The sequence below is a fragment of the Streptomyces luteolifulvus genome (assembly GCF_008806595.1).
In the GTDB taxonomy this organism is placed as follows: Bacteria; Actinomycetota; Actinomycetes; order Streptomycetales; family Streptomycetaceae; genus Streptomyces; species Streptomyces luteolifulvus.
In genome coordinates this window covers 406855-421288 of record NZ_VZRB01000003.1, presented here as the reverse complement: position 1 = coordinate 421288, position 14434 = coordinate 406855, and the positions used below count along the sequence as shown (strand labels likewise).

Annotated in this window: 13 protein-coding genes; 7 read left to right on the top strand and 6 right to left on the bottom strand. The window is 68.6% G+C overall.

Annotated features, from left to right (window positions below):
• The first annotated feature begins 64 nt into the window (after positions 1-64).
• Together F7R91_RS06960 and F7R91_RS06955 are read left to right on the top strand one after the other, a co-directional pair.
• The gene (locus F7R91_RS06960; RefSeq protein WP_225320554.1) at positions 65-1036 is read left to right on the top strand and encodes an IS3 family transposase; all 972 of its coding nucleotides are present in this window, start codon (positions 65-67) and stop codon (positions 1034-1036) included.
• 1418 nt (positions 1037-2454) lie between these two features.
• Positions 2455-3315, top strand: a complete 861-nt coding sequence (locus F7R91_RS06955) for a DUF7019 family protein (RefSeq protein ID WP_150945566.1) — start codon at positions 2455-2457, stop codon at positions 3313-3315.
• A 286-nt stretch (positions 3316-3601) separates the two neighbouring features.
• On the opposite strand, the gene F7R91_RS06950 is transcribed toward F7R91_RS06955, so the two are convergent.
• Positions 3602-5080, bottom strand: coding sequence for an FG-GAP and VCBS repeat-containing protein (locus F7R91_RS06950; RefSeq protein ID WP_150945564.1), 1479 nt, complete (start codon positions 5078-5080; stop codon positions 3602-3604).
• Positions 5081-5217: 137 nt separating this feature from the next.
• The gene (locus F7R91_RS06945; protein WP_150945562.1) at positions 5218-6021 is read right to left on the bottom strand and encodes a calcium-binding protein; all 804 of its coding nucleotides are present in this window, start codon (positions 6019-6021) and stop codon (positions 5218-5220) included.
• A 1429-nt stretch (positions 6022-7450) separates the two neighbouring features.
• Between F7R91_RS06945 and F7R91_RS06940 the strand changes: the two genes are divergently transcribed.
• Positions 7451-8641 carry an NAD(P)/FAD-dependent oxidoreductase gene (locus tag F7R91_RS06940; RefSeq protein WP_150945560.1) on the top strand — a complete coding sequence of 397 codons (1191 nt, stop codon included), beginning with the start codon at positions 7451-7453 and terminating at the stop codon, positions 8639-8641.
• A gap of 10 nt (positions 8642-8651) precedes the next feature.
• Complete coding sequence (locus F7R91_RS06935) at positions 8652-9587, top strand: sigma-70 family RNA polymerase sigma factor (protein ID WP_150945558.1); 936 nt, start codon at positions 8652-8654, stop codon at positions 9585-9587.
• Between the two features lie 165 nt (positions 9588-9752).
• Here the strand turns inward: F7R91_RS06935 and F7R91_RS06930 are convergent, their stop codons facing one another.
• From F7R91_RS06930 to F7R91_RS06920, 3 genes are read right to left on the bottom strand one after another with little or no spacing between them, the layout of a single operon-like run.
• Positions 9753-10178, bottom strand: a complete 426-nt coding sequence (locus tag F7R91_RS06930) for an arsenate reductase ArsC (RefSeq protein WP_150945556.1) — start codon at positions 10176-10178, stop codon at positions 9753-9755.
• A gap of 24 nt (positions 10179-10202) precedes the next feature.
• Positions 10203-10931 carry an aquaporin gene (locus F7R91_RS06925; RefSeq protein WP_191971378.1) on the bottom strand — a complete coding sequence of 243 codons (729 nt, stop codon included), beginning with the start codon at positions 10929-10931 and terminating at the stop codon, positions 10203-10205.
• Positions 10928-11302, bottom strand: coding sequence for an ArsR/SmtB family transcription factor (locus tag F7R91_RS06920; RefSeq protein ID WP_150945552.1), 375 nt, complete (start codon positions 11300-11302; stop codon positions 10928-10930). Before F7R91_RS06920 ends, F7R91_RS06925 begins: the two co-directional genes overlap by 4 nt.
• Positions 11303-11409: 107 nt before the next feature.
• On the opposite strand from F7R91_RS06920, the gene arsM reads away from it, so the two are divergent.
• Both arsM and F7R91_RS41885 read left to right on the top strand, forming a co-directional pair.
• Positions 11410-12303 carry an arsenite methyltransferase gene (gene arsM, locus F7R91_RS06915; protein WP_150945550.1) on the top strand — a complete coding sequence of 298 codons (894 nt, stop codon included), beginning with the start codon at positions 11410-11412 and terminating at the stop codon, positions 12301-12303.
• A 240-nt stretch (positions 12304-12543) separates the two neighbouring features.
• Positions 12544-12702 carry a hypothetical protein gene (locus F7R91_RS41885; protein WP_191971377.1) on the top strand — a complete coding sequence of 53 codons (159 nt, stop codon included), beginning with the start codon at positions 12544-12546 and terminating at the stop codon, positions 12700-12702.
• Positions 12703-12733: 31 nt separating this feature from the next.
• Here F7R91_RS41885 and F7R91_RS06910 read toward each other — a convergent pair whose 3' ends face one another.
• A complete protein-coding gene (locus F7R91_RS06910; RefSeq protein ID WP_150945630.1) occupies positions 12734-13300 on the bottom strand; it encodes a DM13 domain-containing protein in 567 nt (188 codons plus the stop codon).
• 143 nt (positions 13301-13443) lie between these two features.
• Here F7R91_RS06910 and F7R91_RS06905 point away from each other — a divergent pair, with 143 nt between their 5' ends.
• Complete coding sequence (locus tag F7R91_RS06905) at positions 13444-14430, top strand: NAD-dependent epimerase/dehydratase family protein (protein ID WP_150945548.1); 987 nt, start codon at positions 13444-13446, stop codon at positions 14428-14430.
• The last annotated feature ends 4 nt before the right edge of the window (positions 14431-14434 follow it).

Genomic DNA, 14434 nt, shown 5'->3' with positions numbered 1-14434 from the left:
CTCGGTTTCGACGTCACCATCGGACCCGCAGGAACCGGACCCGCCTGAACCGGGCTCGGCAGGAGTGCGGCCTCGCCGCGAGGCCGCACTCAAAGATGCCCGCGGGACCCCGGATTCACATCTCAGCGGCGGCCTTCTTCGCCCAGGAATACCGGTGACGGAGAAGTACGAGTTCATCGACGGCGAGGCCGACAACTTTCCCGTGCAGCAGATGTGCATCTGGGCGGGAGTATCCACGTCGGGCTTCTACCACTGGAGATCGAGGCCATTGTCGGCCACCGCGAAGCGCCGTGCGGAACTGAGGGCCGTCATCCTCCAGGTCTTCTCTGACTCGCAGGAGACCTACGGCTACCGGCGTGTCCACGCCGTGCTCCAGCGAATGAACGTGCAGGCCGGAGCAGAACTGGTCCGCGCGCTGATGCGCGAGCTCGGCCTGGTGCCATGCCAGCCGCGGCCCTGGCGGGCGACCACGATCACGGATGATGCGGCGCCGGCCACGCCCGACCTGCTGGCCCGTGACTTCACCGCTGACGCTCCCGGGCGCAAACTGGTCAGCGATATCACCTACGTTCACACCTGGGCCGGGTTCCTTTATCTCGCGACCGTCATCGACTGCCACACCAAAGCTGTGGTCGGCTGGGCGATGGCCGACCACATGAAGACCTCCCTCGTATCGGATGCACTCGAAATGGCGGCCCGGAACATCGACCTCGCCGAAGGCTGCATATTTCATTCCGACCGCGGCAGTCAATACACGTCTCGGGAACTTCGTTGCAAGCTCCGCTCGTTGGGCCTGCGAGCGTCGGTCGGCCGCACCGGTGTCTGTTGGGATAATGCGATGGCTGAATCATTTTTCGGCGCCCTCAAAAACGAACTCGTGCACCGAACTACGTTCCCAACACGCGCACATGCCCACCGGGCGATCGTCCGCTACATCGAGATGTTCTACAATCGAAAACGCCTCCACTCCGGACTCGGCTACAAGACTCCCGCAGAAGTCCACGCCGAGTACGAGGAGTTGCAGGCAACGGCATAAGGAGAACCCTCAACGCCGCTGTCCGAGAAGCGCAGGGCCCCTCAGTGCAGCGTTGTCATGAGCCCGCATCCGAGGCTCCCCCAGGCCAGCACCTGGCCCCAATAGCATGACGGAGTCTTGCCGGGCCGCAGCAAGGTGCAGGTGTCTGTCCTGCCGGCGCATCCATGACCGTGGCTGACTGGTTGTGGTCCGGGGCGTGGTCCGTGCGGTCAAGGCGGCGCCGTGTTCGATGCGTTGGACGCTTCCCGGGGTGCAGACTGGGGCGATGGTCGATCCAGCAGGCGTCGCCGTATCGTCAATGGCCAAGGCGGTCGGCAGTGTCGTCACGAAGCAACTGCAATCGAAAGCCGGAGTTCGGCTTGGCAGTAGGGACGAGCGGCGGCAGGTGTACAAGCGTTTTCAGGAGGCAGTGACTGAGGCGTACACCACGATCGCGGTCGTTCAGCTTGAGCAGCGCCTACACACCATTTGGTTCCACGGCGGTAGGTGGCCGGTTTCCTATCGGCCATGGGCCGTAAACGAGTCCGCACGCTCGGCGTTGTTCACCTTGCGAGGCTCCCAGAGTGAGGTACTGCGGGCGTACTTGGACCTGAGACTAGTCGCCAACCCTGCACCGCTACAGGCCGCTGATCTTGTCCTGGATTGCCTCAACGAGGTATTCGAACTCAAGACTGGAGTAAAGCAGGACGAACTGACTGTAGCGGCTAGCAAGGTCGCCGATGCACAGCGAGAGTTCGTTGATGTATGCCGGGATGATCTCTGGTACCTACCGAAGCGGTGGCAGGTGTATCGAGGCACCTGGTGGACGAGTAGGAGGTGGGTACGCCGACTGCTACGTAAGCCGCATCCAACGCGAGAACCCGGTCGTCTGCCTGAGGCGGCAGCTTGAGTGTCTAACTGCGTGACAACGCCGACGAACAACTGCGAACGAGCGCGAACGTCTACGGACCATCAGCGCAGGTGAAACGCACACCAGCCCAAGGCACCGCCCCTACCCAAGTTGCTTCGGGACGAAGCAGTCATTGCCCAGTGTCTCGCCCCGCGGTTCCGCCGTCGCAGCTTGCTCTGGTCGATGACGGCGTCAGCGTGGCTGAGGCTGATGGGGGCGCAGCGAGGCATACGCGTGCGTGGTCGGCCGGCGCACCCGACGTTATGGCTGGCTGTCGTCGGCTGAGGTTCATGGCACTGCGCTGGCAGATGCAAGGGTCAGCCACGGTCAACGGGGTGTCCCGCGGTCGCGTTTCCAGCCGCTTCAACAGGTATCGAAGCCGTAGGTGAGCCGCAGGGCTCCCCGCCTCTCTCCTAAAGCAGTGTTGGGCCATGCCAGTCGGAGAGCCACGTTGACCAAGGGCGCCGCAACTCCAGCTCCTCACTGGGATAGTACGTAGGTGTCCCGGCCAGCCCGGTGGAGTTGAACGATGACGCAGGGAGAGTTAGCGGTGCGCGGAGACGGTGTGGGCAGCTACTTGTACTGGTCAGATCGCCGTGTGGCTGCGATTGCATCCGACAACGGCATCAACTTCAAGGGTCGGTTCAACTGGGCGGTCAAGGCCGCCCCGCAGGGTGTTGGGGCAGAGGTCAGCAACAAGGACCGTGGAGACCTATCCCGCTTCGAAACGGCGCGCGAGATCGAGAAAGCCCTCGGTGCTCATGCCACCGTTGCCTTCGACGCGCCGCCACGTGCCCGCTTCGCAAAGGGAGTCGGACAGGTCCACATGGCCAGGTTCACGGCGGGACCCGAGCGCGACAAGGGAGCGCTTTTTCACATTAGGACGGCCAGCGTCAGAGGCCAGCAGGTCGATCTCGTGCTCTTCGGCAGCATGGACAACTTCCTTGGCCGAGTACTTCGTCCAGAAGATGCGCCTGAGACGGGTTGGTTCTCGTCCGCTTGGTATGCCATCGCTGAGTTGCTGGAGAGTCGAGGTAGAGAGAACACCTCGCAGTGGGACGATCCAGAGTCGCTGTCCGTCGAGGCCTTGAAGGTGGCGCTGTACCAGGGGAGCTCTGGCGATCAAGGAGAGCAGGACGGCCAACCCTGGACGCGTGGGTACACGCTCGGGCATGCCGATGACAGCGAGTGGTTCGCCCAGATCTACACCGCCGTTGTGCTGACCGAGGATCGCTGGCACCTCAGAGGCAGCATGAGCGGGGCACAACGAATTCTGGTTGGGGCTCCTGTCTGGGTGCGAACCGCGAGCCAGGCATCAGTGACCCGCTACGCGGACCTGCGTAGCCGGGCTACTGGTGCCGATCGTCGCCGTCTGCCGTTCCTTCGGTGAGCTCAGGGCAGGTCGGCCAGGACCCGTGACGATGAGCAGCAGTTCGCCCTACACCACAAGCGCACCAGATCAGGCGGGGACCAGCGGGGAACCACGGGTAATGCGACGCAGCCGAGGAAGGCCACACCCCTACCGTTCGCCCAGGTCAATGCCCCAATGAGTCGCAAACGCTCGCAGCTTCCCAAGCTGAGAGCGCGAGTTCGATTCTCGTCACCCGCTCCACGCTGAAGGCCCAGGTCGGAGACCTGGGCCTTGTTCTTGTGGGTGGTGATCAGCGGGGGCGCTCTTATCCCGCCTCAGGAAGTGGCTGGGGCGTTATCGGCGGATGCCCCTGGAGGCTGCTGCCGAGGTGCGGCTCGCCGTCGGTCGGCAGGAGGTAGGACGTCGGGGTCAGGCTGCGTGCCCCGGTGACCGTGAGGGTGATGTCCGTGCCGAGGAGCGTGGTGAGCGCGCCGCTTCCGCCGTCCTCGCCGAGCGCCGCGATGGTCAGGTCCTTTCTGCCGTCGTCGTTGAGGTCGCTGAGCAGCAGCCGGGAGCCGAAGTCGTCGCCGGCCTCGTTGTCGCCCGGTACGCCCTCGGTGCCCTGGTCGAAGACCTGGCGGTTGGTGATCGTGAGCCCGACGGAGCCCCCGTACATGACGGTCACGTGCCCGGAGTCGGCGACGGTGCCGTTGTCGGTGTCCTCATTCGGATCGCCGACGGCGAGATCGTCGTAGCCGTCGCCGTTGATGTCACCCGCGGCGAGTCCGGCGCCGTACTGGTCGTACAGGCCGTTCTCACCCGGTGTGTCGAAGGCGCCCTGATCGAGGGTGGCGCTCCTGTCCCAGTCCAGCGTCCAGGTGGGGTCGGTCTGGGAAGCGGGGCGGCCCGGGATCCAGGTGATCTCGCCACCGTGGCCACCCGCACGACCGACGACGATGTCCCCGTAGCCGTCGTTGTCGAAGTCCGCGAAGACCGAGGAGTAGAGGTCGCGGCCGCCCGCGACATCGACCGGCGGCTGGAGGCCCAGTGTGCTCGCGTCTCCGCCGCTCCGGTAGAGGTCGCCATGGTTGACCAGCAGGTCGTCCGAACCGTCTCCGGTGACGTCACCGGCGGTGAGGGCTACGACCTCGCCTCCCCAGGCATTCAGGTTGCCCACCGGGTAAGTACCGCTGCCGGTACCGTCGTTGGTGATACCGCCCGCGTACAGCCAGGCCTGGGCCGAGGTGTTGCCGGCGGCCAGGTCGTCCTTTCCGTCGCCGTTGAAGTCACCCGCGGCGAGGGTCCGCCCGTGGGCGTCCTGGTCGGAGCTCGTGGGATCGGCGAGCGTGGCGCTGCCCCGCAGGCCGTCCCGCGAGCCCCACAGGATCTGGACGATGCCGGCGTCCTGGTCGTTCTCGACGTCCTCGCCCGGGGTACCGGTGGCGAGGTCGGCGAAGCCGTCGTTGTTGAAGTCGGCGATGGCCACGGAGAATCCGAAGTGGTCACCGGTCTCTGCCCGGCCGCCGACGGATTTGGTGTCTTGGCTGATCGTGACCCGCTCGGCCTGGGTGGCGCCCGCAGCGTCCGCGGAACCGTACGCGATGGTGACGGCCCCGGCACCCGCCAGGCCGTCGACCGTGGCGTCGGGGGCGGAGGCGGCGAGGTCGACGTAGCCGTCGCCGTTGAAGTCCCCGTAGCGGCCGGACACCGAGGCACGATCGCCGGTCGCCGCGAGGGCGCTGCCGGCGACGGTGGGGACCAGCACGCCGCCTGTCAGTGCGGCGAGCGCGATGGCGGTTGCCATGCGGTGGTTGCGTCGCGACGAGCGGTGTCTTCCTTGTTCAGATGTCACGCGATGTCTCCCGGTGTGAAAACGCGTTGATCCCGGTCGGTTTCATGGGTTCGCCGTGCGAGCGGGCGCTGTCGAGAGCGGCGTTCGGGTCATTGCACGTCCACGAAGTCGCCGGTCGCCTTTACGGCCGGGGTGGTGGAGGTGCCCGCGAAGTACCAGCGCCAGTAGCCGTCTTCGGACGCGGGAACCGTGGTCGTCAGGTTGCCGGTGCTGGAGGTGTAGACGGTCCTGACGGTGGTGTAGGTCGTGGTACCGGCCTTGCGGAACTGGAGCTTGACCGGCTGGTTGGTGTACCCCCGATAGGCGAGGTTGTCCCAGTCGGCCCGGGTGAGCTTGCCGGTGACGGTGAGGGTCTTGCCCTCGGTGATCGGTTCCGGGCCTGCGTTCACGGTCAGCTTGGAGTGCCGCTGCAGACGGGTCGTGGTGTAGGTCGCCGCATGTGTCCAGCTGTCGTCATTGGCCACTCCCTGCACACTGACCTTCCAGGTGCCGGCGTGGGCGTTGGTGAGCGCGGTGCCGCCGTACCTCCAGTCCGGTTCGAGGGAGATCGTCTGCGAACAGGTGGAGGTGGTGGCGCTGGTGGCGACACAGTCCGCATGGGCGTAGTACTGGTTCGACACGATGCGGTCGTCGTAGGTCTCGTAGGGGTTCGCACCATCCGGTCCACGCCACAGGACGAAGTCCGCGTCCTGGATGCCGGACGGGTGGGTGAAGGTCCCTGAGACCGTGAGCGTCTTGGCATAGAGGCCGACCACGATGTTCTTGGCGCCGTCGAAGGAGACATTGCTGATCTGGACGTCGGTCTGGGTCTCGCCCGCGAGGGCACCGGGAGCGGCGAAGCCGGCCAGTGCGGCGACGGCGCTGAGCAGGGCAACGGCAGCGCGCTTGCGCATGTATCTCCTTGACAGAGGGGCTTCACAGAAGGGAAAGCAGGAACCCGCCGAGTGGGAGCAGCAGAGCACTTGAAGCCGGTCAGGGACCGGTGACCGACTTGGTCGTGTACGGGAGCTCTCCTGCTGCCACTTCACCGTGAACCGGGAGGTCGGGCGGGTGTCGACCTGGGGGAACCGGCCGTCCGACGTGAGGGTCTTCGTAGTGCCGAAGGTGCCGGAACGGCTGATCAGGCCGTGGGGGAATCGTCAGGGGCCCAGCCGCAGGCCGACGCGTTCCACGTCGACGTCCGCGCTGCCTCGGCGTTCATGGCCATCGTCGCGGTGACCGCGGTCCCGGACGCCGCGGCGACAGACACCCCGGCAAGGAACACGACGCTTCACCGAACGCCGACGGCGTGCCGGACGCGAAACGCGAAACCACCCTCATCCCCCGTTCAATCCCGTGACTTGGGCAACAGGCCTTCACACAGACTGCCCGCAATACCCAGCGCACCTGCATGCCCCAACGTCACATGCGGCACGAACACGCTGACCGAGGCTCCTGCCACGCTGGAACATCACGGGGAAGCGGACCGTGGTCATGCTCTCTCACGGGCAGGGATCGGGCACGGCCGCGGACCAGGGTGACCAGGGTGGCCACACGGCCGCGCAAGCGCCATCGCTTGAGCGGACAACCACGGTCGACGTCCTTCGCACGCTCACCGCGAGAGAGCTCGTCCTCAACAAGCATCCAGCGCGCGATACAGCCCCGCTCTGGCGCATTTGACGGATCTCAACTGAGCCAAGTCAGCTCTACACTCGCCCAGTGAGTTGGTCATCGGCTCTCCTCGCACTGCTCGGCGCCCTGGTAGGCGCTTCCGTGACTCCCATGGCGGACCGCGTTCGGTGGCGCCGCGATCTGGCGCTTCACTCCCACCAGGCCCGGCATGAGACCTACGCCGGCTATCTAGCCGCTCTTCACACCGGCAGCGAGGGTCTGAGGGCCGTGCTGCTGGGTGACACCGCAACCCGGCAATCAGCGGCAGGGGAAGCTTTTCGGTCAGCCGGCATCTACCAAGCCCGCGAACAGCTCTCCCTCATTGCTCCGCAGGCTGTCGTACACGAAGCAGGCCGGGCTCTCCATCGAATCCGCGCCCTACGGGACCTTGCGGCTGACGGTTGCCCCATCGAATCGAGGACGTATCAAGAAGCCCTGGAGCACTACGACAAAGCACTGAGCCATCTTCGAGAGGCCATGCGGCGGGACGTCGACGCAGGACCAGCAGGACCAGCGGCATAGGCTCCACAGCCCACACGAGCCGACGCACGTCCGACAGCCCGTCCCACAACCCTTGTCCAGTCCCAGGTGATGTGCGTCACACCCGGCTCCTGTCAGCAATCAGGGCGCCGTCTCGTTCTAGGGGCACGCGAACGAGATGGGAGCAACGCCATGAAGCACCGCATCGTCGTACTCGGCGCCGGATACGCCGGGGCCTTCGCCGCCGGGAACCTGGCCCGCCGGCTCTCCCCCGCCGACACCGAGATCACCGTCGTCAACGCCGAGCCCGACTTCGTCGAGCGGATGCGGCTCCACCAGCTCGCGATCGGGCAGGAGCTCGCGTTCCGCAAGCTCGCCGACGTGTTCGCCGGTACCGGGGTGCGGCTGCGCCTGGCGCGCGTCACCGGCGTCGACCCCGAGCGCAGGACCGTCGCCGTGACCGGCGAGGACGGCGACGGCGAGCTCGGGTACGACACGCTTCTCTACACGCTCGGCAGCTCCGTCGCCCACCATGGCGTCCCCGGCGTGGCCGAGTACGCCTTCGATGTGACCGGACGGTCCTCGGCCCTGCGTCTACGCGAGCGCCTGGCCGGCCTGGGCGGGGGCGGCACCGTGCTGGTCGTCGGTGAGGGGCTGACCGGCATCGAGACCGCCACCGAGTTCGCCGAGTCCCGGCCCGACCTCTCGGTCGCGCTCGCCGCCCGCGGCGAGCTGGGCGCCTGGCTCTCCCCGAAGGCCCGCCGCCATCTGCGCCAGGCCTTCGACCGGCTCGGCATCACCGTCCACGAGCACACCGGCATCGAAGCCGTCGAGCCGACCCGGGCGATCGCCGCCGACGGTACGTCCCTCCCGGCCGACGTGACCGTGTGGTCGGCCGGGTTCGCCGTGCACCCCATCGCGGCTGCCGGCGGCCTGGAGGTCGCCGAGACCGGCCAGATCGTCGTCGACCGCACCATGCGCTCCCTCTCGCACCCGGACGTCTACGCCGCCGGTGACTGCGCCTACGCGATCGGCGAGAACGGCCGGCCGCTGCCGATGTCGTGCGCCTCGGCCGGTTTCACCAACATGCAGGCGACCGCCGCGATCATTGCGCGCCTGACGGGCAGCAAAGTCCCGACCACCGGGCTGAAGTACCACGGCAACCACATCAGCCTCGGGCGGCGGGACGCGATCTTCCAGATGGTGGACCGGGACGTCCGGTCGAAGTCCTGGTACCTGGGCGGCCGGACCGCCGCGCGGTTCAAGTCGGGCGTGCTCAAGGGGGCCGGGTGGGGCATCGTCCATCCGACCTTCGGCATGCCGAAGCGCAAGCGCCGCCTGGCCACCGCACCGGACCGGTCCGGTGTGAGGGTCGCCGCATAGGCTGTTGCGCATGGACAGCGCCGCCATCGATCGGTTCGAGGACGGCCGGGGCCGGATGGCCTCGCTCGCGTACCGCCTGCTCGGCTCGGCGGCCGACGCCGAGGACGCCGTACAGGACACCTTCCTGCGCTGGCAGGCCGCGGACCGGGAACGGATCGAGGTGCCGGAGGCGTGGCTGACCAAGGTCCTCACCCATCTCTGTCTCGACCGGCTCCGCTCTGCGCAGGCGCGCCATGAGCGCGCCGTCGGGGACTGGCTGCCCGAGCCGCTCCTTGAGGGTGACCCGATGCTCGGCCCTGCCGATACCTTCGAGCAGCGCGAATCGGTGTCCTTGGCCGTACTGACCCTCATGGAGCGCCTCTCACCGGTCGAGCGGGCCGTCTACGTCCTGCGCGAGGCCTTCTCGTACAGCCACGCCGAGATCGCCGGGATCCTCGACATCACCGAGTCCGCGAGCCAGCAGCATGTCCACCGCGCCCGGGTCCGGGTCGCCGCCAACCGCCGCCGCGGAGAGGCCGACCCCGCGTCCGCGCGCCGGGTCGTCGAGGAGTTCCTCGCCGCCGCCACCTCGGGGCGCACCGAACGGCTGGTGGCGCTGCTCACCGACGACGTGACGGCGGTCTCGGACGGCGCCGGACTGGCCAGGCGGCTGCTGCGGTACAGGACGCGCGAGCGCGTCGCCTCCTATGTGCGGGCCGGCTTCAGGCCCACTCCGGCGAAGCGGCGGCTGGCCGGCGGCTCCCCCGCGTTCCACATCGCGCTGGTCAACGGCTCCCCGGCCGTCCTCGCCGTGATCGAGGACCGGGTCGTGGGCGCCGTGGCGTTCGAGGTCGGCGACGGCAAGGTCGCGTCCCTGCGCGGCATCGCCGCCGCGGACCGGCTCGCCCGCCTCAGCGCAGCCTGGCGGCAGCACGAGCCCGACGCGCCGGTCATCCACGCATGGTGACCTGAGCCACCGGAGTCCATTGACCTGAGGGGGAGCGGGGACGGCACTCCAAAGCCTGGAGTCGAGCATGTGAGCGATCTGCCGCCGAATTTGCCGCGCCTCCGCACCCTGGAGACGTGAAGCGGGAGGCCGAACGGCAGCCCGGCATACAGGCCCGGCCGCCCGTCATCCGCGAGGCTTCACACCGAGGTCGGCCAGCAGGCCCCGGACGCGGTCCTCGATCTCGTCGCGGATGGGGCGCACGGCATCGACACCCTGCCCTGCCGGATCGTCCACCTTCCAGTCCAGGTAGGTCTTGCCGGGGAAGACAGGGCATGTGTCGCCGCACCCCATGGTGATCACGACGTCCGACGCCTGGACGGCCTCGACGGTGAGGATCTTCGGGGTCTCGGCGGAGATGTCGATGCCCGATTCGCTCATCGCCTCGACGACAGCCGGGTTGACCGTCTCGGCCGGGGCCGAGCCCGCCGAGCGGACCTCCACCGCCTCGCCGGCCAGGTGCATGAGGAAAGCGGCGGCCATCTGGGAGCGGCCGGCGTTGTGGACGCAGACGAAGAGGACGGAGGGCCTGTCAGTGTCGGGAGTGCTCATGGTGGCGTCTTCCTGGGCGACGGGTCAGGGGAGGGTGGGCGCGGTGAGTTCGGGGCCGTGAACGGCGGGGGTATCGGCCCGCGCCGGAGCCGGGCGCCCGAAGACCGCGGCCATCAGCGCCAGTCCGAGTACGGCACCGACTGTCTGCGCCGCTATGAACGGGGCAACCGAGCCGGGCGCGATACCGGCGAACGTGTCCGTGAAGGTCCGGCCGATGGTCACCGCCGGATTCGCGAACGACGTCGAGGACGTGAACCAGTACGCGGCGCCGATGTACGACGCCACCGCGATCGGAGCGACGTGGGCCCGGCCGACCCGGGCCAGGCCGAAGATCAGCAGGACCAGGCCGGCGGTGGCCACCAGTTCGCCCAGCAGCAGGTGACCGGCCGAGCGGTCGTGCGTCGACCACCGCACCAGCGAGGTGCCGAACATGGCGTCGGCCAGGACCGCACCCGCGATCTGAGCGGGGACGTACGCGGCCACATCCCGCGCGGCGAGCCCGTCACCTTCGCGGCGGTCGGTGAACCAGGCCGCAAGCGTGACGACCGGATTGAAGTGAGCGCCGGAGACAGGTCCGAGCAACGTGATGAGCACACCCAGGCCGAAGACGGTGGCCAGCGAGTTGGCGAGCAGCTGGACGCCGACATCTCGCGACAGCTCGGCGGCCTGGATGCCGGAGCCGACCACGACCGCGACCAGGGCCGCCGAGCCGACGGCCTCCGCCAGGGCACGGCGCCTCAGGGAGGCGCTCACGCGAGGGCCTCGGCCGTTGTCGGCGCCTTCAGGAAAACGGCGAGCCGGTCGAGAGCCGCCGGCAGCACCCAGTAGTACACCCAGGTGCCGCGCCGCTCGCAGTCGATGAGACCGGCCTGGCGCAGCAGCTTGAGGTGGTGGGAGATCGTCGGCTGGGACAGGTCGAAGGCCGGCGTGAGCTCGCAGACGCAGGTCTCGCCGCCCTCCCCGCGTGCGGCGATCATCGACAGCAGACGCAACCGGACCGGGTCGCCCAGGGCCTTGAAGACCTTGGCCAGCTCCGCCGCCCGCTCGTCGTCGAGCGGCGCCGCGGACATCCCCGGGCAGCAGTCGGTGCCCCGGCCGATCACCTCAAGCTCTTGTTTTGACATGCATCTATGTTGACGTTTTTCGATCCATGGCGCAAGCTTGCATCAATGAACGTCGATACAGGCCGTTCGGGGCACCACCGTGTCCCATCTCTCTGAGGAGCGACGCCATGAGCGTGCAGTCCACCGACCTGCGTGAAACCGTCCGCCAGCGCTATGCCGCCGCAGCCGTGAAGGTCGCCGAGGGCGGCACCGCCTGTTGCGGACCGCAACCGGTCGAGGTCGACGAGCACTTCGGCTCCACCCTGTACGCCGCCGACGAGCGCGACACACTGCCCGCCGAAGCCGTCGCCGCGTCCCTCGGCTGCGGCAACCCGACCGCCGTCGCCGAACTCCGCGAGGGCGAGCACGTCCTCGACCTCGGCTCCGGCGGCGGCATCGACGTCCTGCTCTCCGCCCGCCGTGTCGGTCCCACGGGCAAGGCGTACGGGCTCGACATGACCGACGAGATGCTGGCCCTCGCCCTGGCCAACGCCGAGAAGGCGGGAGCCGCCAACGTCGAGTTCCTCAAGGGCGCCATCGAGACCATCCCGCTCCCGGCCGGCACCATCGACGTCGTCATCTCCAACTGCGTGATCAACCTGTCCGTCGACAAGCCCGCCGTATTCGCCGAGACCTTCCGCGTCCTCAAGCCCGGCGGCCGTATCGGAGTCTCGGACGTCGTCGCCGAGGACGGCCTCTCACCCGAGCAGCGGGCCGAACGCGGCGACTACGTCGGCTGCATCGCCGGCGCACTGTCCTTCGCCGAATACCGGGAGGGGCTCGAAGCCGCTGGGTTCACCGGTGTCGAGATCACCTCGACCCACCTCGTCGCCGACGGTATGCACTCGGCCATCGTCCGCGCGGTCAAGCCGTCCGCCGCCGAGGGAACGGGCGACGCAAACACGGCCGCAGAGGCGTGCTGCGGCGTCACCGCCTGCTGCACTGCGGACGAGCGGACCCTCGACCCCTCCACCACGGCGGCGGAAGCGAAGGCCGCCTCAGGGTGCGGCTGCCAGGACTGACATGCCCCGGTCGGCCGCGTGTCAGCGGACTACGACGCGTTCTCTGCGCTCCGGCGCAGGGCGTGGGATATGGACACGAGTTCACCGACATCCGCGCCCAGATCGTTGCTGTACGGCAACGCGACCCGTGCGGCGGAGAGCGCCAGGTCCGGGTCCTCCTCGGTCGGCTGAAGCGCCAGTGCTTGGGCGATGTACCTGGCGGTCTGTTCGGCTGGACCATGTGAGCACTCGGTCCTGCACGTGACCGACGTATGGGGCGCCCAGGCGGACGTCGAGCGATTCTTCGCCGAACGCCTCGCGGCGGCCGTCAAGAGTGCCGGCATCACCGGCGAGCCCGAGACCAGGTTCTCCCCGCTCCACCGACGCTTCGTGGCACCCGGCGTCAGCGGTGTCGCCTGACGGGGCCCCAGCGGTTGCGTCGCCGGCCCCGTCATGTACGGGCGAGTTCGGCGGCGCCGAAGGAGACGTCGAAGCGGTCGCACCAGATGGTGACGCTGTTGAACCGGGCCGGATCGACGTCCCCGGGCACGACATAGTTCTGGCTGCCCTTGTTGCCCTTCAGCTCGCCGAGGCTGATGTGCTGCCCGTCGTCGAAGACGCGCCAGCCGGCCCGCCCCTCCTTCACCGGAGCATCCGTCAGCCACACGCGCAGGTCGGGCCCGTTGCTGGTGTCGAGATTCTCCAGGCGCACGACATGGGAGCCGTCGGCCAACCGTACGAGCCTCACCGTGCCCGACGTCGCGTGCTCATGGCTGATCAGCTCCCCGCCCGCCAGCGTCACCGGCCGGGCCGGGGCGGACGCCGAGGACTCCCCGGAGGGCGCCGCACCGGGCGACTTCGCGGCGTCCACGGTCCCGGGCAGCGCCTCCTGGACGGTCTTGTCCTGCCACAGCTTCCACGGCTGGAACCAGTACAGCCCGAAGCCGACCCCCACCACAGCCACGACGGCCGCGCCGACCACCCATGGCCTGACCAGCGCACGCACCACACGCCCCATGCCGCCCACCCTTCTGGGATTCATTCGTCTCCTCAATTCAACGCAAGACGCGGCCGTCCGGGGCCCGATGAGGGATGACGAAACTCTTACGTCGTCGCGCTCACGTCGTCACGGACGTGCCCTCGCCTGCCTAACGTGGGCTCATGCGTGTACTGGTCACCGGCGGTGCCGGGTTCATCGGGTCGCATGTCGTCGAGGCGCTGTGGGCGCGCGGGCATGAGGCGGTCGTGTACGACGTGCGGGCGGACGCCGGTGCCGATGTGCGGGATGCCGGTGCCGTCGCCCGTGCGCTCGTCGGCGTCGATGCCGTCTGTCATCAGGCGGCGATGGTCGGGCTCGGGGACGGCGTCGCGGACGCGGCGGAGTACGTCTCCCGCAACGATCTCGGGACCGCCGTACTCCTCGCGGCGATGGCCGAGGCGGGTGTACGACGTCTTGTGCTGGCCGGGTCGATGGTCGTGTACGGGGAGGGGCGCTACGAGTGCCCGCGGCACGGGGTGGTGCGGCCGGGGCCGCGGGCCGTCGGCGATCTGGACGCGGGCCGGTTCGAGCCGCCGTGTCCGGTGTGCGGGGCGCGCCTCTGCCCGGGGCTGGTCGGCGAGGACGCGCCGGCCGATCCGCGCAATGTGTACGCCGCGACGAAGCTCGCACAGGAGCACCTGGCCGCCGCCTGGGCCCGCGCGACGGGCGGATCGGCGGTGTCGCTGCGCTATCACAACGTGTACGGGCCACGGATGCCCCGCGACACCCCGTACGCCGGTGTGGCCTCGTTCTTCCGGTCCGCGCTGGCCAGGGGCGAGGCTCCGCGGGTCTTCGAGGACGGGCGGCAGCGGCGGGACTTCGTCCACGTCCGGGACGTGGCGGACGCCAATGTGTCCGCGCTGGAGGCCAGGGCGCCGGACGGGCTGCTGACCATCTACAACACCGGCAGCGGCGATCCGCACACCGTGGGCGAGATGGCGCGGGCGCTGGCCTCCGCTCACGGGGGTCCCGAGCCCGTCGTGACCGGCGAGTACCGGCTGGGGGACGTCCGTCACATCACCGCCGACTCCGCACGGCTGCGGGCCGAGCTGGGCTGGAAGCCTCAGGTCGGTTTCGAGGAGGGCATGCGGGAGTTCGCCCGGGGGTGACCCG